The 20,913-nt window shown below is 46.8% G+C and carries 17 protein-coding genes; 4 read left to right on the top strand and 13 right to left on the bottom strand.

The features are described from left to right. Positions 1-148: 148 nt before the first annotated feature. Positions 149-1,216 carry a DUF3048 domain-containing protein gene (locus IEW26_RS24915; RefSeq protein WP_229730024.1) on the bottom strand — a complete coding sequence of 356 codons (1,068 nt, stop codon included), beginning with the start codon at positions 1,214-1,216 and terminating at the stop codon, positions 149-151. A 347-nt stretch (positions 1,217-1,563) separates the two neighbouring features. Here IEW26_RS24915 and IEW26_RS24920 point away from each other — a divergent pair, with 347 nt between their 5' ends. Together IEW26_RS24920 and IEW26_RS24925 are read left to right on the top strand one after the other, a co-directional pair. Then, a complete protein-coding gene (locus tag IEW26_RS24920) occupies positions 1,564-2,100 on the top strand; it encodes a DoxX family protein (protein ID WP_188594335.1) in 537 nt (178 codons plus the stop codon). A 169-nt stretch (positions 2,101-2,269) separates the two neighbouring features. Further along, complete coding sequence (locus IEW26_RS24925) at positions 2,270-2,482, top strand: hypothetical protein (RefSeq protein WP_188594336.1); 213 nt, start codon at positions 2,270-2,272, stop codon at positions 2,480-2,482. A 239-nt stretch (positions 2,483-2,721) separates the two neighbouring features. On the opposite strand, the gene IEW26_RS24930 is transcribed toward IEW26_RS24925, so the two are convergent. From IEW26_RS24930 to IEW26_RS24940, 3 genes are all read right to left on the bottom strand, one after another. Next, on the bottom strand, positions 2,722-3,507 hold the full coding sequence (locus tag IEW26_RS24930) for a DODA-type extradiol aromatic ring-opening family dioxygenase (RefSeq protein WP_188594337.1): 786 nt from the start codon (positions 3,505-3,507) through the stop codon (positions 2,722-2,724). 112 nt (positions 3,508-3,619) lie between these two features. Then, complete coding sequence (locus tag IEW26_RS24935) at positions 3,620-4,450, bottom strand: alpha/beta hydrolase (RefSeq protein ID WP_111273213.1); 831 nt, start codon at positions 4,448-4,450, stop codon at positions 3,620-3,622. Between the two features lie 297 nt (positions 4,451-4,747). Continuing rightward, complete coding sequence (locus tag IEW26_RS24940; RefSeq protein ID WP_145405546.1) at positions 4,748-4,981, bottom strand: hypothetical protein; 234 nt, start codon at positions 4,979-4,981, stop codon at positions 4,748-4,750. Positions 4,982-5,396: 415 nt separating this feature from the next. Here IEW26_RS24940 and IEW26_RS24945 point away from each other — a divergent pair, with 415 nt between their 5' ends. Next, complete coding sequence (locus IEW26_RS24945; RefSeq protein WP_229730025.1) at positions 5,397-6,200, top strand: hypothetical protein; 804 nt, start codon at positions 5,397-5,399, stop codon at positions 6,198-6,200. 148 nt (positions 6,201-6,348) lie between these two features. Here the strand turns inward: IEW26_RS24945 and IEW26_RS24950 are convergent, their stop codons facing one another. Both IEW26_RS24950 and IEW26_RS24955 read right to left on the bottom strand, forming a co-directional pair. Further along, positions 6,349-7,326 (bottom strand): AraC family transcriptional regulator, encoded by a 978-nt coding sequence (locus IEW26_RS24950; RefSeq protein ID WP_188594339.1) that lies wholly within the window; start codon positions 7,324-7,326, stop codon positions 6,349-6,351. Between the two features lie 232 nt (positions 7,327-7,558). Continuing rightward, on the bottom strand, positions 7,559-10,765 hold the full coding sequence (locus tag IEW26_RS24955; RefSeq protein WP_188594340.1) for a copper amine oxidase N-terminal domain-containing protein: 3,207 nt from the start codon (positions 10,763-10,765) through the stop codon (positions 7,559-7,561). 341 nt (positions 10,766-11,106) lie between these two features. Between IEW26_RS24955 and IEW26_RS24960 the strand changes: the two genes are divergently transcribed. After that, complete coding sequence (locus IEW26_RS24960) at positions 11,107-12,069, top strand: hypothetical protein (RefSeq protein WP_188594341.1); 963 nt, start codon at positions 11,107-11,109, stop codon at positions 12,067-12,069. Positions 12,070-12,542: 473 nt separating this feature from the next. On the opposite strand, the gene IEW26_RS24965 is transcribed toward IEW26_RS24960, so the two are convergent. The 7 genes from IEW26_RS24965 to IEW26_RS24995 form a co-directional block, all read right to left on the bottom strand. After that, positions 12,543-13,139, bottom strand: a complete 597-nt coding sequence (locus tag IEW26_RS24965) for a GNAT family N-acetyltransferase (RefSeq protein ID WP_229730026.1) — start codon at positions 13,137-13,139, stop codon at positions 12,543-12,545. Positions 13,140-13,195: 56 nt separating this feature from the next. Beyond that, a complete protein-coding gene (gene ilvA, locus IEW26_RS24970) occupies positions 13,196-14,428 on the bottom strand; it encodes a threonine ammonia-lyase IlvA (RefSeq protein ID WP_188594359.1) in 1,233 nt (410 codons plus the stop codon). Positions 14,429-14,608: 180 nt separating this feature from the next. After that, positions 14,609-15,475 carry an alpha/beta fold hydrolase gene (locus IEW26_RS24975; RefSeq protein ID WP_188594360.1) on the bottom strand — a complete coding sequence of 289 codons (867 nt, stop codon included), beginning with the start codon at positions 15,473-15,475 and terminating at the stop codon, positions 14,609-14,611. 728 nt (positions 15,476-16,203) lie between these two features. After that, positions 16,204-16,809: an alpha/beta hydrolase gene (locus IEW26_RS24980; protein WP_188594361.1), complete on the bottom strand. Its 606-nt coding sequence runs from the start codon at positions 16,807-16,809 to the stop codon at positions 16,204-16,206. 11 nt (positions 16,810-16,820) lie between these two features. Continuing rightward, entirely contained in the window at positions 16,821-17,771 is a 951-nt protein-coding gene (locus IEW26_RS24985; RefSeq protein ID WP_373288564.1) for a ring-cleaving dioxygenase, read from the bottom strand. Positions 17,772-18,091: 320 nt separating this feature from the next. Beyond that, positions 18,092-19,174 (bottom strand): hemolysin family protein, encoded by a 1,083-nt coding sequence (locus IEW26_RS24990; protein ID WP_145405551.1) that lies wholly within the window; start codon positions 19,172-19,174, stop codon positions 18,092-18,094. Between the two features lie 110 nt (positions 19,175-19,284). Then, the gene (locus IEW26_RS24995; RefSeq protein WP_188594342.1) at positions 19,285-20,622 is read right to left on the bottom strand and encodes a hemolysin family protein; all 1,338 of its coding nucleotides are present in this window, start codon (positions 20,620-20,622) and stop codon (positions 19,285-19,287) included. Between the last annotated feature and the right edge of the window lie 291 nt (positions 20,623-20,913).

Raw genomic sequence — 20,913 nt, forward strand, 5'->3', positions numbered from 1 at the left:
TCATGGTTTGTACAAAAGCTGCGATGCTTTTTTATATTCTTCTCATATAAACCTGAAATGAATCTTAATTATGTGGAATTATGGCAAAATCAGACTTAAATTTTACACTGCGTTTACATTTCTCCAGGAAAATCAACCCAGGAACTTATCATGACTGCTCACCGAGCTTCACATGATCTGAAAATTTCGGGGCGTTTGGAACGATGTTAATGAAGGTTTTACCAGGAACCAGCTTCATCTCCACTCCGTCCTGCACGAAACGAATGATATCCCCTTTTTTCCTCACCCATTGCCCGCGAATCATCTTTCCCTTCTGAAACAGCATCGCTTCCCCGCCTTGATCCACATTAACAGCCAATCGGCCTACATCATCAAGCACCTTATGATCTGCTCCGGCAACAATAATGTTAGCTGCACCAAGCTGATGGCCATTATCTTTATCCTCATCGGGCTTTCCATTAACCATTCTCATATATCGTCCGCTAACCTCATCGTAATCATACGTTACTTTATAACTATTCAATAAATAATGGAGCTCAAACTGCTTCACAGCCTCCCCTGCTGAAGTAGACCCTTGTTCGTCGTACATATACACAGGTGATTGGAACTCATGGCTGTATCCTTTCTTCTCTGCACCCTCTCTAAGCTTTTCGACAGAGGTATACAGGTTGTGAGGAGCCTTGCGATCCTTGGAGCGCCAGAAATAGGGGCCGCCATTCGAAATTTCATCCATATGCTGCTTCTGCTGTTTTTGCAAAATAGAATAGGCCTCCGGGCTGCCTCCCGCATGCACAAGCACACCATCATAGCTCTCTCCGAGCTCGATCAGGTACGGACGAATGCTGCGCACAGGGCCAACAGCGTCTGCACCGCCTTCACTCTGGAAAACCGCGATGAAACGGGTGATGCCGCCTTCAGCAAGCACCTCGATAATAATGTCTGCTGCGCTTAGCCCGGATTGAGGACGTGCCGCAGGTGCATTGTTAATCATGACCGCCAGCGGGCGATCCGTGGGTGCTGTCTCCACAGCTAGTCCTGTTAAAGGAGCTGTATTCATCGGATTAACAGGCTGCTCAATCGGCTGCTCTTCCTGTACTGGTGCAGGCTCCGGCTGAGGAACCTTGGCGAGCTCCTTATCCTGACAAGCGACAAGGCTAATAGCGAGAAGACAGCCTGACGCTGTCAGCAACCCTTTTTTCCAAGAAAACGAATTCAAAATAAAACCTCCTGAACGATCTGGCTGACTCCCTTCAGATGTCATGTGTGATATTTCTCTCATGCAGACAACCATCTCACGTATTTCCTTCCATTTAATCACAATGCTTCCGTTTTGTCTGCGCCTGAAAAACCTTGATACAGCTCGTTTATCGTTTTTGAATCACAGTTAAAGGGAAAAAATTCGTCTGAAATGTGAACTTCTCAAACCTTACTTAAAATTTGAACTAGATTGTGATTATTATCACAAACAAAACACCTTTACGGCTATACAATAAAGACATCAAAGGTGATCACTTAGAAAAACAAAAACAACACACATTAGATTTCATAAAAGGAGTGGTTTATATGTTCAGCTTCAACCAATGGATTAGAGAAAACAAAGTGGCAATGTGGATTTTGACAATACTTCGGGTGTATATCGGTTACGACTGGATGACTCACGGCTGGAGCAAATTGACTGGTGGATTCGAAGCAGGCGGCTTCCTCGCAGGGGCACTTGAAAAAGCAACAGGTGATCACCCGGCCGTTCAAGCTTGGTGGGCAACATTCCTTGAAAAATTCGCAATTCCGAATGCCGGATTGTTCGACTTCGTTATCCCGCTTGGTGAATTCCTTGTAGGTCTGGGACTCATCCTTGGATGCTTCACAACCCTGGCAGCTCTGATGGCAATGGTCATGAACTTCGCGTTCCTCTTCTCGGGTACAGTAAGCACCAACGCTCAACTGGTTCTGATGGAAATCTTCATCGTCGTAGCTGGTGCAAATGCTGGTAAAATCGGTCTGGATCACTGGGTTCTGCCTTACCTTCGCGGATTGTTCAACCGTAACAAAACGGTGACACCTACGACACCAACCATAACACCAACGAAGAAAACAGCTTAATCTGAATAAAATATAAAATCTCGGTCCTGCTCCTTCTTTCGGAGCAGGATTTTTTCATCATAAAATATAGTGCTGCGTGTAACATTTCCTATGCAGCACACTTGCTCACCTGCCGGACTCCGTATTATGATAAAACTAAAGTCTGTTCGCAAAAAGGAGTATCCTATATATGCCAACTCAACGCCGTCTTGAAACGGACGCCGATTTTCAGGAAGCCATGACTTTAAAACATAAAATTCGCGTATTCAAAGATAACCACCAGATCGATTCTGGCGGCATCATCATTCGTTTTGACGAGAACACCGTTGTTGTGCAATCCAGTGTCAGCGATCTAGCCTATCACTCACGTGCGGAATGTGAGTTGTTCGAGATTCGTAAGTAGTGTTAAAGTCAGGATACTGGCACGCTTTTTGAGATATTTGAGCTAAGCCTGTGACGTATCTATACACCAAAAAAAGGTTCCACGCAGTCGTTAACAGACGCGAGGAACCTTTTATCTTATTTAGTATGGTATTCTTCACTTCATTAATCGTTAATAACTTGAAAGACATCACTTGAACCCAAACTGAATGAGAACTACATTCCAGCATTTGCATGTTATCCACGCTCATCTGCTCCAAGTTATATGCCGTCTCCAAACTGCCAGCAGTTCAGACTAAGCGTGCCATGAGGATAGGATTGAAATAACCGCCGGGCTGTGCGGGACATATCCGCTGTGCCCATCGCATAGAACAAAGGTGCGATATGCTCCATTCCATAGGAGGGTACTGCTGTCCGTGCATGAGGAGCTTTTTTATCATACTGAAACAGCTCTCTTGTGTTCCATTGCTGCAGGCGCTCTCCAAGCCAATCATCAAATTCGATTGCCCAGTCCTGTGGCTCGTCATCCTGTGCCAGCATTCTCAGATTATGAACGGTTCCACCGCTGCCGATGATGAGCACATGATCATGTCTGAGCTGCTCCAGCATACGACCGATATCATACTGCTCTTGAGGAGAACGCAGGGAGTCCACCGACACGGCAATAACCGGAATGTTGGCCTCGGGATACATATGCAGCAGCGGCACCCACACGCCATGATCCAGTCCTCGTCTCATAACAGGCTGATACGGCAAGTTGCTTCGGGAGAATAACGCACAGATCTCGTTTGCAATCTCAGTCTGCCCGACTGCAGGGTACTGTATGTTATACATTGCTGAAGGATATCCGTAAAAATCATGCAGGGTTTGATGCTTCTCATCCATCGTCACCGAAGGCACAGGACAGTCCCAGTGTGCAGTAAAAACAACGATAGCCTTCGGAGCCGGCAGCCTCTCTCCAAGCTGGTTCAAAAATTGAGTGTAGTCACTGCTCTCCACCGAAAGCAGGGGAGAACCATGCGCAATGAATAGTGCGGGTAATGTCATCGCTGCCAACCTCCAGACACGGATAGGATGCTTACCTCTCTATTTTACCCCGAAGAAGGCGCTTTTCCAAGCTACCCCTGTGACTTTTGATTGATGACGTTTGACTTATCGTTTAGATCATCCAGTGCTGCCAGTTCTCTTCAATCTTCTGACGTTCTCCAAGCCATTCTCTTGTGCGAGTAATGAGCTGTTCCCGCTCTTTACCTGATGAGAAGGTGTGATTGCCCTGGAAAATAATCTCCTTGTCGCAGCGCCCTTCCTGACGCATCCAGAAAACTTTCTGATACAGAAACGCATAGTCTACCGGGATAACCTCATCGGAAGTACCGTGTACAACCAGCACATCCCCGCTGAACTTCACGGCTTCCTGGAATGGTTGATGTTCTGCGAGAGATTCGAAAAATTTCGGTGTGAATTTGTAACCTAGATAATCGGCAGCACCTTTTCTCACACCTTCATCGTACACGTCCCGGCCTGTAATCTTTACAATATCATTGAATGGGTAACCGACAGCAGACCACATCACGAGATTTTTAACCCGTTTGTCACGCACAGCTGTCAATAGCGCAACAGCTCCACCCAAGCTGTGTCCGATCAATGTGACACGTGTCGGGTCTACATCACTGCAGTTCACCGCATAGTCCAGTACAGAACGGGTTTGCAGCACCATGGACTCCAGCCCTTCTGCTCCATATTCACCGCTGCTCTCCCCGCAGCCGATGTAATCGAAACGAAGCACCAGATATCCGTCCTCCGCGAGTTCACGAGCAGTCTTTACAAACAAACGATCCACACCAATTCGGCTTCCCACAAAGCCATGACAGATGACCGCCAAAGGCACACGCTGCTGACGTGTCTCCTCTTTGATATCTTTTACAACCGGATAGTGAATGGTCGCGGTTAACTCCTCTTCGCCGTGACGGATGCTGATCTGACGTTCCATACCGATTTCCCCTTTCCATGCTCACAATGCAATCTATTTGACGTTTCTCGTTCTTATGTTAATTATATTTAATCCGATAAGTTTAGTAAGTATTAAGAAGATATTAGTATATTATCATTCCTTTACCCGTAAGTCAACGCGAGAAATGATCGTTCTTTGTCGTATGTAATTGTTCTCTTTTTGAGCCATTCCCCCCTGCAAAAAAAGAGCCTGGCTATGTTCAGCAAGGCTCGTAATATACGCTGTTTGGTTCCTGTAGCAGCTATTTCCTCTGCATGTATAGTCCATGGTTCTTTCCTACTCGTAACTCCTGCGGAACATGGCATGAGTCTCGATTCGTCCGTTCCATTCATGCTGCTGACCTTCACCATCGTTGTCCCAGAAGCTTCTGCCCTGCAGATTGTCATCGTTAAGCTCTTCCCCAAACTCCGCATCGTCCACGGTCTCATTCATTGGCACTACCTCATCCTTAACACCACGGGAATTACTGTTGAGCAGCATCTTACGTGTCAGTTCTGATTGCTTGTCCATCTTGAGCACCCTCCTGTCCGTCATTTCGGTTTTAAATTGCTACTATTGTGGTGGATTGCACAGCTCTTTATTCACCGTTCACAGAATCGTTGCTTCTTCGGAACGGTCCGTGTATATTCACAGATTCACATGGGGAAAATAAAACCAAAATCAAAGGCATCCCCTGTCTGGAACGCCTTTCACCGAAAGGAATGAACTCATGGCACATCTGCTTGCATGGATTCAGCATCATGGAAAGCTGGTGCTCTTATGTACCTGTGTTGTGCTAGCCTGCATCGGGCTATGGGTGAACCATAAGCAGTTATTTTATAAGGAATGACTTTGCGAAACGACAGCCCTTCCCGTATACTAAAATACCGTCAGGGTCTTCATGAATATGGAAGATCAGAACGTGCGAGGACAGGGGGAGCAAGCATTGGGGATTTCGTATAAGAAGCTGAAAGAAATACAAAATCGGCAAATCACCGAGATGAGTCGAATGACACCAGATAACGTAAAATTGTACAACCAGATTAGCACTATTGCACGGCAGTCACCGGCAGACGAGAGAACTCAGGAAGAATGGATTCTCGCCGCAGGTAAAGCGATCGTACAGGCACAGCAGTCAAACAAACCGGCTCGCGAATTGTATGGACCTGATCTGGAAAAGGATATTTATATGCAGCTGGGAACAGGTAATGCTCAGCCAAATGTACAATCAGGCACAAATACGGGCAGAAATCATTCCGGTACAGTTTCCAACAAAAAGAATAATGCCAGCACCGTTCAGCACGCGAATCATGACAATACGTCAGAGTCTGCGCAGCGAACACCTAAATGGTATGTGATGATCGCCTGGGCAGCTATATCCGTAGTACTGCTCATTCAAGGCTGCGCAGGATTATTCTTCGGTATGACCGACGGCGATACCGAGCCTTTCGAGCATATTAGCCTGTTTTCCCTCCTTATTGCCGCTGTAGGCGGAATTGCACTGGTGGAGATGCTGCGTCGATTAGCAGCACGACCAGACGACCAGGGCGAGGACAAACATGTGATGCCCAAAGTCAACGTTCGAGGTATCCTCATCTATATCGTCATCGTTGTGCTTGTACTCTTTGTCGGTTACCCGCTTAGAGATAAACTGCCTGTTTTCTACATGGCCCCGTGGGTGAGTGCGCTCATTGGCATTGTAGGACTTGCTTTAATGAGGCCGATATTCGGGCAAAAGAAACAGGCATAACAGGAAACAGACGAGCACATATTCATGTGTTCAATACTACAATGGATGTTTAAAAGGGACCGAATCGGTCCCTTTTTATATGGCTGCCGTGTTGATTATTTTAAATCGCTAATTCGTTTTGCCCTTTGATTAATCCATTTTTTTGCTCTTATCCCTCTACCAGAGGGTTCGGGTTTGGGAGAGTACTAGGGTTCAGCGTAAGACTCTGCTCCAGCTTGAGCTGATTGCGCTGCTTTACACCTTTGCCCGGCGTCTCCCCGAATTCACGCTTGTACATCCGGATAAAATAATTCACTTCCATGCCTACATTCTCTGCCGCTTCCTTCACACTCGCCTGAGGATGTTTGTTCAGCCACTCCATTCCCTTATGCAAACGCCAGCGCTGCATATACTGATGTCCTGTCACACCGTAGTGCTGATGAAACAGTCGATTCAGATGCTGTACCGAGTAACCTGCTGCATCGGCCACATGCTTAAATAACAGATCATCCTGATAATGAGCCTGCATCAAGGCAATCGCCCGGTTGAGCCCCTGTTGGCCAGCATCCGGGTGCGGCTGCATTCCCGACACGCTGCTCTCTTGCCCTGCACTGTCCGCTTCCTTGGATAAGTGCCTGATTTCTGGCGCTGCCGCCGGAAAAGTTGGCAGTGCTTCTTGAGGCATAGCCTGAGCGAGCTCCAGAATGAACTGGTATACCAAGGCAGAGATACTCCACATCGACATCTTGCCCTGATCCAGCGCCTTCCACAATTCCGTCATCCGTGACCATACTACATCAAACCCGGTCACGGTGCCAGGTCCCGTTCGAACCAATCCTGCAGCCTGAAGCACCGATGCCGCTGATTCACCGCCGATTCCGATACACGCCAGCTCCCCGGTCGTTTTGGGATGAGGAATATACTCATGAGCTATTCCCGGTTCAAGTGCAAACAATTGACCTTCGCCAATAACAAGGCCCCCTCTTCCCGCAATATTAAACCGCCCCCCGCCACCTCGGGCCATAAACAGCTGGTAAACCGGAAATCCATCCGGTCTATGAAGCCCCTTCTCTTCCTGTGTACCCACACCGTACAGGTACAAAGGCATTCTTGAATTCGGCCGCCCTGTCAAACGAAACGCTAACATGCCATCCTTCCTTTCAGCTTATGAGCTAATGCCTCTCTGCCTTTTATTATCGGTCGTTTGATCATAGATCAGCAATGGCCCAAGGAACCCTTTTCAGCGCTATAATTGTCCGAAAATAAGGACATTGGTCATGACGTTCGCAGATGCTGTCGTGTGCCGATAACGGAGAAAAGGAAAACTCCCTTTCCGGGGGAATGGAAAGGGAGCGAGCTGAAAAGATGTTATATAGAGATTAACCTTGAGTTGATGTAGATAACTGTCCTGTAGGCGTTCCCGACGAATCACCTGGTGTATTCGTAGTATTCGTTTGATCCGAATTTGTTGTTTGCGTAGATGCAGCCTTTTCTAACTTAAACGTACTCGACGGACTTGATATCGTATTTCTGTTAATTGTTGTATTGGACGCAACTGACAATATATATACCGTGTACGCTTCTCCTTCTACAAGAGCAGCCCCGGTAGAATCTAAGGAAGACGCATTTAAAGTTACTTCGACAGTCTTGGGCTCCCCAACTGAATAATTACTGTTTGGATTTGCTAAAGACGCATCAAGAGCTCCTCCTCCCTTCACAATATATAATTTATACGAAGAGATACCACTTTCACTAGATGGCTTGGTAAACGTAAGTTTGTAGCTTGCGTCAGTTGCTGATTTTTGCAACTCTGTAATGGCAGCTGCCTGAACTGCAGTCGCTGGAGCATTGATGCTAAACTCATCGGATGCTGGTGACAAACTTGATGCACGAGATGTACTCTCTGATAAGGACATAATAAAGATCCTGTATTTTTTCCCAATTTCAAGAGGTTTATTGTTAATATCCCGGAATCCATCATTCAAGTAGAAAGCATTGCCAGCACTACTTTTATCCAGATCGGTATAATATCTTATCTCCGTTGCAGTATTTGGGGTGAAACCATTCACCTGTTCCGCAGGGACAATGAATAGACGATATTTAGCTATGCCCGTTTCATTCGCTGCTTTAGGAAAGGACACAGACACGTCAGAAGCGTTGCCTGCCTGTTGCCCCTGATTTTTAACAGTTACATCTACCTTGCTTACTGCTGCTACAGCAGATGTGCTAGTCAATCTGATAACAGCCGATGCCGATGAGATTGCACTGGACTGAGAGGAATTATTATTCACCGCCACAACAAACACTCGATAATCAATATTGTTTGCAATAAGATTTCCGTCCGTTGATCTGGCATCATTCGTTAAATTGAAAGTCTGATTACTTCCCGTCTTACTTCTAGACGTGTAATATCCATTATTTAAAGCAGAACTCAAATTAAAGTTGCTAACGTCCGAATTTTTGACAACAAATACACGATAATGATTTACATTCGTCTCATTGGATGACTTATTGAACGTCACACGCAGGTCACTACCATTCCCATTATCCGAAACATCAGTTGCAGCCACACTCGTCGGAGCCGGCACCGTTGCATTCTGTGTCAGGGTAATCTGAGCCGAATATGAGGACAAAGCATTCTGGCTCCAATTGCCGTTGTTGTTCACGGACAGGACAAATACCCGGTAAGCAAGACCGTTAACAATGAGATTCCCGTTTGTATCCCTAGTGCCAGACTGCAGTGATACGGTCAGATTACCGCCCGTTTTGTTCACCTGAGTGTAATAATTCGAAGAATTGGCTGCATTCAGACCGAAGCTTCCTGCGTAGCTCGCAGGCACCACGAACACGCGATAGTGCGAAATATTGGACTCATTCGACGCTCTGGTGAATGTCACGCGCAGATCAGAACCGTTCCCGTTGTCACCGATATCTGCAACGGACAGGTTGCTTACCACACCTGCAGTGCTGTTTGACGTCAATCTCAATACACTGGAAGAAGCCGACAGTGCATTAGTGTAGTTATTTTGCTGATTGCCTGCTGCCATGACATAGATTCGATAATCCTGTAAATTCGTGATGTTATAACCGCTTGTATCCCGCATATTTGAAGGCAGGGTTACCGTAATGTTGTTGCCTGTTTTATTTACCGTGTAATAGAGACTGGAAGACAGATTGCTTGCTGTATTCAGATTAAAGCTGCTGGTTACCGAGTTCCGTACAACAAACACACGATAGTTTGCCACCTTCGACTCATCCGATACACGGTTAAAGCTTACCTGGATGTCACGGCCATCTCCATAATCTGAAATGTCTCTCACTTGTGTAATCACTGGAGCTGCCGCTGTATTTACAGACAACGTCAGGGAAGATGAAGATGTGGACAGCTTGCTATCCATAGTTGTATTCGCACTCACTGACATGATGTATACCACATAGGCTGTTCCGCTCTTGATCAAATCGCCAGAAGTGTCCCTGGATGAGGAAGTCAGCTGAGCTTTGACTGCACTTGAGTTGCCTTTGTAGATAATCGTAGAATTGGCACTGGATACTTTATTAGCTGCATTGAGATTAAATGCCGAGGCATCCTTTGCTTTTACTACATATGCACGGTAATACGTAATATTGGACGTCGTGCTTGGCTGTGTAAAATTAATCTCCATATCTCTGCCATCGCCATAATCGCTTACGTCAGCTACACGCAGCCCTGTTACAGCCTGAACGGAAGATTTCACCTGGTTCAGCTTCAGAACTTGGGAAGACCAGTTCAATGTATTTGTGTAGTTATTGCTGCTGTTGCCTACGGTTAATACATACAGACGGTAGCTTTCATTGCCGTTAAGCAAATCTCCGTTAACGTCACGTGTCTGAGCATTCAGTGTGAGCTTCGGATTGCTGCCGTTTGGCGTAATGGAAGTATAATTTGCGGAAGGAACAGCCGAGGCCGTCTTTTCATTGAAACTGTTCACATCACGTGTTTTCACCAGCATAATCCGATACGCAGACACGCTTTTTTCCGAAGTCGCACGTGTAAAGCTCACCGTCAGATCGCGACCATCTCCGTTGCTGCCGTATACCGAGCCATATATATTCCAGGCCGCAAACTGCGTATCATCTACTGGCGTTTCAGGCGTTGATGTTGTTTTGATATCCACACGCTGATTCCGAGAGTTCCAGAAAACTTTTTCGCCAAACGCTTCACTCACAAAACGAATCGGCACCATCGTGTTTCCTTTGATTGTACTCGCAGGCACATCCAGCATGGTGAGCTGTCCGTTGATATATGCAACCTTGGAACCGAGCGTTAATGAAACCTCCTGATCTCCGCGTGTTGCTGTAATTTTTTTCGTTTGATTGCTGTATTTTACATCTGCATCCAACCCCTCGAAAATCGACCGCAGCGGAACAAGTACCCGCCCAGCCTTCATAACTGGAGCTTGAGCTGACGGCAGCTCGGCATCATTAATATAGATACTGATTCTTGCCGCTGCGTCCATCACCGACAGTGGCAATGCAGACATGAGCATGGCCGACACGGCCAACGCTGACATCACCTTTTTGACTTGATTTCCTCCCGCTTTCCTCATACCTCTATCCCCATTCTCTCCATAATTAGTAACATTCGTATAGACTAGATGTGCTGTAGATGAATTCCTGTATTTTCCTATGCACATTTAAGACGTTCCGATTCGATAAAAAGTTTCCGGTTTGCACAAAAATTATTTTCGCAGAAAAATTCACCTGGCATCTACCTTGAAAAGTTAAAAATAACAGAAGAATTTGTCATTATTCCGCAACCACTTTATGTGCCAATTACTGTAATCTGTGGGTAATGGTTAACCAAGTGCTCAGGCAGGGGACTTATTTTCCTAGGCAGCCTTTACTTCGGTCGCATCTAACAATACAGAATTGCAGGAGGTTTATATTGATGACATCATCTTTACATTATTTTAAAAATAAAGGTTTACGCACGCTGCTTACCGCCACGGCAATAGCTGTACTGTTGCAAACGGCTGCTGCTCCAGTCGCTGGCATCGCTTCTGCTGCCCCGGCTGCGGAGACCAAGGTTACAACAGCTAGTTCATCCGCGATCTACAAATCATTTCAGAATATGCTTAACAAAAAAAATGGTCTGCCCGCAGCAGATCGCTACCTTGAGTCCAAGATCAGCCAGGTGACCCCTTATCATGCAACATTAATGATAATGCAGCTGGAGAACGCAAGGATCAAGGCACTGACCGCTATGACGGATCGTATGCTTGTCCCGAATGTACAGGATCAGATGTTGAAAATCTATAAGTGGAATAACAGCTTCACCCAACTGATGGCCCGCACCAAAGACAACACGCTGCGCAACTTGCTGCAGCAAGCCAGAGACAGTGGTTACCGCCTGACGATGATTGAGGGCTCACTGTATCCAATTATGAATTATGCGGCTTTTGACAAATATACCTCCTACGTGAATAAGGATATTAAACAGTACATCCGAATCATGGCCGTGGAAACAAGCGATATTTCTACGGAGGATGGAGGCCTCATGATTGGATATCAGGAGATGCTCAATCGTGCGCTGAATCAGGAACAATTCCTGAATGATTATCCTAAGTCCAATCGGAAGAAGCAGATACAGATGCTGCTGAACGAGTACACCTACTACACTTTTTATGGGCTGGATAATACACCTCTGTTCGATTATGACACCACTGTCATGGATGCGAATGCTCAAAAAGGTTACAAAGCTGTCTTACAGCGCAACGCCTCCAAAGACAGTGCTTTTCTGAAAAAGCTGAATGCGTTTATGGATGTCGTTGCCGATTCCAACTATGAACAATCCGAAGCGGTCGAAAACTGGCTGGAACAAAATATGCCTAGAAGTGAGTTTTGGAACTAGTAGTGTGAGGTTGGGATGAGATGAGATGTTGATTGCTGAATAGCAGCATTTTCTAACGATTCCCAAAAGCCTTATTTGGCGTTTTCTGAGCGGTTCAGCAATGTAACGATCTCCAGCGACGCTATTTCATCTAGAATGAGTGAAAACCTGTGATTTTCGGCATAAAAAGTGGAAATAACGTTTCTCCGATTCGTTAGATGTGAAAGTGAGCTGAAAATGGCGAAATAACGTCATCTGAGATCGTTAGCCGAATCGCTCATGTCGGTACACACAGCAAAAAGACGAAATCCACCTCATCATGAGGGGGTCTCGTCTTCTTTTTTTGCGTATCCCATGGTTCCTGTGTACAGCATATGCGGAAACATACTAACTATCCTTGTCCTGTGTCCTGAGAATCCACCTTGAACCCGTAGCCAGCAGCCTGCCGCCTTCGCCTTTAGCCATATTTGACAAAGAACACCCAACACAACCGCTTAAAGCGGTTTAATCATATGATCGTACGCATGTCCTCCAATGAGGATGGTTTCATCCTGAACGTAACCTTGCCGTTCATACAGCTGCCTCGCACGTCCATTGTCCTGTTCTACGATGAGGGCTGCCCGTGAGTGGCCGCGTTCTTTCCCCTGCTGCTCAAAAGCAGCCATCAGTGCACGGCCGATGCCCTGCCCCTGAAATGACTCGCTTACCGAGAGAGTATCCAGATAATACTCCCCGGGACGGGTTTCTTTTACCAATGCATACTTCTCGTCCGTATCCCGTCCAGGCCGATCCAGAATCGGTTGATCCAGACGGTCCGCATCATCCCCCGCGTAAGCGATCAGAATTCCAGTAACCTGCCCTTCCTGCTCCATCACGGTAATGTTCTGATAACTTATCCTGTTATGTTCCTGTGTCATTAATTCCCGCAAAATGTGCATCGCCCGCTCATGATCACCCTCACCTGCAAGTGCATAAGCAATATCGTCAATCGCCTGCACCAGCAGCGGAAGCATCTGATCCACATCTTCCTTCCGCGCAGGTCGGAGCTGAGGTGTTGAGTTGGGTATAGCTGACTCTGTCGTTGGTTTCACTTGTCCCCAAATGCCCCTTTCTACTTGTCTGTCTTATAACCAGTCGAAATCCTTTATCAGATTAACATGTTGAACAGATTGAGGTTTTTGTTCAGCTCTGTATAGGCGATGCCTTTGCGGTTCATGCGCTCGATCAGCGGCTGGTAGTCCTCTTTGTACATCAGTTCGATGCCGACCAGGGCCGGTCCGTTTTCCTTGTCATGCTTTTTCGTATATTCAAATCTGGCGATATCGTCATTCGGACCAAGCACTTCCTCCAGGAACTCGCGCAAAGCCCCTGCACGCTGCGGGAAATTCACCATAAAGTAGTATTTCAACCCTTCATAGATCAAGGAACGCTCCTTGATCTCCTGCATCCGGTCAATGTCATTGTTACCGCCGCTAATTACACATACGACCGTCTTGCCTGCAATCTGTTCCCGATACTGGTCGAGTGCAGCAACAGCCAGCGAACCGGCAGGCTCCACCACGATGGCATTTTCGTTATATAACTCCAGAATGGTTGTGCAGGCTTTGCCTTCCGGCACCTTGACGATGTCATCCAGAATGCTGCTGCAGATATCAAAGGTCAGATCGCCCACCCGTTTCACCGCCGCACCATCGACAAACTTATCAATATCATCCAGTGTGACCACCTGTTTACGGAACATCGCTTCACTCATAGAAGCCGCGCCAAGCGGCTCAACACCGATAATTTGAGTGTCAGGGCTGACCGTTCTCATATATGTTCCCACGCCGGCTGCCAGACCACCGCCACCAATCGTTACAAATACATAATCTGCATGCTCATCGAGACTTTCCATAATTTCCATCGCAACCGTACCGTTCCCAGCAATAATCTTCGGTGAGTCAAACGGGTGAATAAAGGTCATGCCCTGCTCGTCACACGCACGCATTGCTTCAGCATAAGCATCATCATACGTGTCCCCGATCAGAACAACCTCTACATTATCGCCGCCAAAACGACGCACCTGCTTCACCTTCTGATTCGGCGTTGTGCTTGGCATGAAGATTTTGCCGTGAATTCCGAGCGCATTACAGCTGAAGGCCACGCCTTGCGCATGATTGCCGGCACTTGCACAGACAATACCCTTCTCCATCTCGGCCGGAGTCAAATTGCGAATCATATTATAGGCGCCCCTGATTTTAAATGAACGCACCACTTGCAGGTCTTCACGCTTCAGATAGACGTTACAGTTATATTTGGCCGACAACACAGCATCCCGCTGCAGCGGCGTTCTTACAATCACTTCACGCAGCACATGATGTGCGCGCACGATATCTTCCATGCCAACACTGGCATGTCTGGAGCCTTCATTTCCTGTACTCGTTCCTGCTGTTTCCTGATTCTCTGATTTCATCTGTCTCCACACTCCGCTTATATGGTCTAACAATGTCACACATTGTTTTTTCTTTTCATTGTATCACTTTTGCTCTGTACATGCGCCTGGTGAAGAATTGGATAACCCTTACTCCCCGTCCCTCACTATTCGCATAATCTCAGCCGTAATCACCTCGGGGTCTGTAAACATCACCATATGCCCTGACTGTTCTGCCTCCACCCATCTGGCGTTGGACAGCTTGTCAATCGTCTGCTGGTGAGCCTTTACGATGGCAGGTCTGATTTTACGCTCCCCTTTGCCCGGAAGTGTACCTGAAATCAGGCTGACCGCCACATTTCCCAGCTTGGGAGGCTGCTCCTGCAACATTTTCAAATCCTGTATAAATCCCTTTCCCTCCGCAGCCACCGTGCGAGCCGCCTGTACGGTAAAGTCCTCCTGTCGGTGATCCGCAACAACATCAGCAGGCTGCATGTGGAATGCTTTGATACCAAGGAAACGATACAAGCCCAGATGAGCCAGCATCGGAATAAGTGCACCATTGATTGCAAAGCCCACTTTCGCCATCCTGGAAAAATACAAATCACAATGCTCATCCGACGGATCAACGAGAACAATCCCCCGCAGACGAGACAGATTGACCGCTGCCGCTGTACGTACAATGGGACCTCCCCAGCTATGTCCGACCAGAATAAACGGCCCTGGCCCCAGCGCATCCAGCAGCTCGTTCAGATCTTCCGCAATCCGCGCCAGCGTGCGAGGAGAAGCATCGACATCACTTCGTCCCGCTCCCGCCCTGTCGTAAACAACGGTACGTGCATGCTCGGCTACAGCGGGTACAATCAGTCCCCATGTGGATCTGGAGACACCCATGCCCGATTCAAATACAACCGTAGCTTCCCCTGTTCCCCTGGACATATAATGAAGCCTTCGGCCATCACGGGTCTGAATATAAGCACTGGAGCCAAACGTATGTAAATCAGGATGATGATTCATCAACTTGCCTTCCTCCCTCCATTGATGCGCAACTACCTCCATTTTCTATCGTTCATACTCTCTCTGCTATCTTCACCGCACCCTAAATGAAAATGATTATCAATTAATGATTATACCTTGTCCGATGTAAAAAAAGAACACCCGATCATCATCCGATCGGGTATCCCTCCCAGCCTTGCAGTGGCTGTCCGTACAATATAAACCCTACGGCTTCGCGCCCGTTTCCTTGCGCTTCACCTGATTTCCTAAACATAGGCATGCCTCTTATCCACGAATGCCGTGATTCTTGCTGTTCAGCTGCTCCAGCAGTTGATTCATTGCCTCTTCGGGAGCCATATAACAAGCATACCGCGTGAACTCTCACCATTTCAAATGTTTACCCGGTTCGTCACGTTTACATAACAGATAGATTCATTTTTCCTGGACATATAAGTTGAATTAAAGATTTTACACTTTGCACTCCAAATGACAGAATAACCTTCCAATCGCTGTTATCCCCAGATTTTTTGATTCCCTTTCTCAAAGGGAAAAATCCGGTGATAAAGGCGAACGCTTTGCTTTTCCAGGTTTTTTCTGTCCTTTCCGTTTTTGTGTAAATGAATAGTTGAACTCATATAGAATATAAAAATACAACAGCCCGATCTCAAGGATCAGGCTGTTATGAACTACTGTATATTTCGATGTGTACTCGATCTCGTAATGCAATACATCCAAATGTCTAAGCTGTATTAAGCTTGTGACTTATACCAGGCAGCAGCCGCTGCTGCCTCGGTGCGTGTCAGCTGATGCCCCTGACGCTCCCAGTGCATATGCACATCAGCACCTGCCCCGCTCAGAAGTGAAGCCAGCTCCTCCGTTTCCCGGCGAGGTACGATCGGATCATTCTCTCCCGCACCGATGAACACAGGCAATCCTGTCAGATCGGGCAGTGTGAGCCCGCGCAGCGGTACCATTGGATGGTGAAGAATCGCTCCCTTGAATACATTCGCCTGATGGAACATCAAGCTTGCAGCGATGTTAGCGCCATTGGAGTACCCCAGTGCATAGACATTTTTCCGATCGAATCCATACTCTGCCGCAGCAGCATCGATGAAGGAACCCAGCTCCGCTGTGCGTGCAATCAGATCCTCTTCATCAAAGATACCTTCGGCCAGGCGGCGGAAGAAACGTGGCATGCCATTCTCGGATACATTGCCCCGCACCCCAAGTATAGCTGCACCCGGCGCAATCATCTCTGCCAGTCCGATCAGATCGTTCTCCGTACCTCCCGTGCCGTGCAGCAGCAGCATCGTCGGTGCATCTGGCTGTGCACCTGCTTTATAGATATGTTTCATTGTTGCTGTACTCATGATTTGGACTCTCCTTTCCACTCACGTACTTGAATTGGCGGCAGCAGTTGTTCAATCTGCTCGCGTTGTGGTTCATACCATTCAGGCAGCATCAATTTTTCGCCCATGCTCTCTTGCGGCTCATCCCGCGCAAAGCCTGGAGGGTCGGTGGCAATCTCGAACAAAATGCCGCCTGGCTCCCGGAAATATACCGCATTGAAGTATTGACGGTCAATCACCGGTGTTGGGTGGTATCCGGTTTGCTCCAGCTCCTGCTGAATCTGTTCATGCTCGGTGTAATCTTTGGCACGCCATGCAATGTGATGTACCGTACCCGCACCGCCGATTCCGCGCTGGATGCCTGTCGATTGAATATCAATAATCTGTCCCAGATCACCGCTGGCACGCAGTCGGATCAGACCATTCTCTTCATTCACCTGCTCCAGACCCAGCTTGCTGACGAGCACATCCATCGTTTTTTCAGGTACATGACTGTACAGTACCGCACCGCCAAAGCCCTTGATGGCATGCTCCGGGGTTACTCCGTTAAATGTCCATTGGCTTGGCTGACCGCCTTCGCGTTCAACCAGCTCAAGCAGCAATCCACCTTTATCAAAGAAACGAATGTAGCTTTCGCCGAATCTCGTTTTATTTTCATATGGGATATCAAAGGAAGCAAGACGTTCCTTCCAGAACGACAGGCTGCCCACAGGTACCGCATAGACGGTCACTCCGGTTTGGCCTGAGCCAATGACACCTCTTCTTGCATTTTGCTGTGGGAAAAAGGTAATAATGGTCCCCGGCGCGCCCTGCTCATTGCCGTAATACAAGTGATACACGTCTGGTGCATCAAAGTTAATTGTTTTTTTCACCAATCTGAGTCCCAGCACACCTGCGTAAAAATCTACATTTTTCTGTGCATCGTCAACAAAAGCCGTAATGTGATGAATGCCTGACGTTCTGAACATAATCTCCACTCCCTTGGTTTTGGTTTATACATCATATCTTGGTTGTAGTATGCTTCTTTTATTTACTGTAAATAAGAATGAACTTACCTTGACTTCGTTATTTATCTTTAAATTAAGATTCTTTAAATTTATATTAGTACATTTACAGCCATTACGCAAGCATTTATTTTAAAATTAAGACTTTAGTGCTGTGAATCTCTTACAAATGGTTCATTTGCACGTTCTAAGGGAGTATATCCAAAAAAAACAGGCCCCGTTATACGGGAACCTGTCGGTTTAAGCTTAATATCATGTTTGCTAATCCAGCTATATCGCCTTTGCTACACCAGCTTCAATTTTTTCGGCGGATTTACCAGATCCTTATGCTCATACTCATCCTTGATATCCCCGACAATCTCTTCAAGAATATCCTCCATTGTGACCATACCAATCGTATCCCCGGCTTCGTTTCTCACCGATGCGATATGCACGCGGCTCTGCTGCATCTGAACAAGCACATCCTTGATCGGAGTTCGCTCCGAGAAGCTTGGCATTGGATGTATGAAGGTGTCCATACTGAACTCCCTGCCTGCGGCCACACTGGTCAATGTTTGCTTCGTATTAATAAAGCCGACAAAATGGTTGGTTTCTCCGTGTGCAATGACGGGATATCTCGTATATTCATGCTGGTTCAACACCTCGATAATCTGATCCAGCGGCATATCTTTATTGAGTGTAACAATTTTGGTGCGTGGAATCATAATCTCCTGGAGCAGACGCTCGTCAAACGCAAAAATATTTTTGAGGTAATCCAGCTCGGTTTGGTTGATTTCCCCGCTCTCATACGATTGTGCCATAATCAGCTTCAGCTCCTCTTCGGAGTGAACCGTATCATGTCCGGCAGGTTTGATCCCGAACATACCAAGCAACAAACGAGCCGCGCCATTCAAAGCATAGATGAACGGATTCATGATTTTACCGAACCAATAGAGCGGTGGTGCAAGCATTAAAGTCATGCGCTCGGCAAACTGGATAGCCAATGTTTTGGGCGCAAGCTCACCAATCACGACATGCAGGAAAGTAATCACTGCCAGCGCAATACCGTAAGACAGAACGGTGGACAGAGCGGCAGGCACTTCCAGACTTTCAAATAACGGATGCAGCATCTTCTCTACCGTCGGTTCACCCAAAGCCCCAAGCACAAGAGCCGTAATCGTAATACCAAGTTGACATGCAGACAGATAATAATCCAGATGTTGTGCCACTTTTTTGGCGACCACTGCTTTTTTGTTGCCTTCCGCGATCAATTGATCAATACGTGACATCCGCACTTTCAGAATCGCAAATTCGGCACCAACAAAAAACGCGGTCAAACCGATAAATACAACGACTAAAAATAAATTCAAGGCTATTATTCCGTCCAATGACTTCCCTCAGATTGAGGGATTCACCTCCATTAAGTTTAGAAATATACATCAGAGCAACGTTTCAGGTGATCAAACATCTCAAATAGCTCTTCGCTTTAAATCAACAATTAAGCCAGATCGCTTGCAGGTTCTTCAGCCTCAGTGCCCTGTACACGCTCAAGCAGCACCTGCTTGATGTGATAGTTCTCGGCATCCACAACGGTCCAGACATAGTCGCCGTGTTCCACGGTATCTCCTTTTTCCACACCGACACCCTTCTGGTACTGAATCCATCCGGCAACGGTATCCATCTCTTCATTACCCTCGAACACCATCCCGAATTGACGCTCCAGTTCATCCAGCAGCACACGTCCGTTGATCAGATACTGGTTTTCCCCGGTTTCCTGAATGTCTGCCACTTCATCTGCGTCGAACTCATCCCGAATCTCGCCGACCAGCTCCTCAAGAATATCCTCCATCGTAATAATTCCCGAAGTACCGCCGTATTCATCCACGACAACAGCCATGTGCACACGTTCCTGCTGCATTTTGATCATCGCATCCTGAATGGAGGTCACTTCCGACACAAATGGGATTTCACGCACGAATTCACTCAATTGATGTGCCCGTGTCGCTACCATGTCCGGCAAAATCTTCTTCACATTCACCACGCCGATAATGCGGTCTTTGTCTCCATCCTCAATTACGGGATATCTGGAGTAATTATGCTCATCCAAAATCGGAATAATATCGTCATAGGTCATATCCTGATTCAGTGTAATCAGTTCGGTACGCGGAACCATGATGTCTTTGGCATCCCGTTCGTCGAACACAAAAACATTTTCCAAATATGAAAGCTTCGTCTGATTACTCTCATCGCCTTCATAGCTCTGATTCATAATAATTTTAATCTCGTCCTCTGAGTAGGCCTGATCATGCCCGGCAGGTTTCACTCCAAATCCACGCAAAACGACACGGGATGCACCGTTGAGCGCCCAAATGAACGGATACATGATTTTACCAAACCAGTACAGCGGCGGCGAAAGTAATAATGTCAGTTTTTCGGAAAACTGAATCGCCAGCGTTTTGGGTGCCATCTCACCCACAACGACGTGCAAAAACGTAACGAGAATAAAAGCTATCGCATAAGAAGCAATCGCCGAGATGGAGGCAGGTACATCCAGATAGCTGAACACCGGATACAGCAATCTTTCCACCGTTGGTTTACCCAAAGCCCCGAGTCCCAAGGCGGTAACGGTAATACCAAGCTGACAGGCAGATAGATAATAATCGAGATCCGAGACAACCTTTTTGGCTAACACAGCCTGTTTATTTCCCTCGGCAACCAGTTGATCCACCCTTGATGTACGAATCTTGACTACTGCAAACTCCGATGCCACGAAAAATGCAGTCAGTACAATCAAGATGATAAGTAATGCGATATTTAATATGGTAATTATGTCCAAAGACTTCCCCGATCCTCAGGGATTCACCTCCAAAGATAGTTACAGCGCCATATAGTAACGTTTATGTCGTTAACCATTCATACGCTGTTTAGTGCCTGAAGTTAATAGCCTATAACTATTAATATGCCAAACGTATATAAAAATCAGTTCATGATCATTTTTGAATGCATCGCATCATGATCTTGTAAATCTAAAACAGGAATCCAAGATGAAGCCAATAACGTCCATGACGTTTTAGAAACGACTTCAATCAAAACGGGTTACCCCTCATGCTGTCCATTGTTCCTTGAT

It is taken from the genome of Paenibacillus silvae (assembly GCF_014639235.1).
Lineage (GTDB): Bacteria > Bacillota > Bacilli > Paenibacillales > Paenibacillaceae > Paenibacillus > Paenibacillus silvae.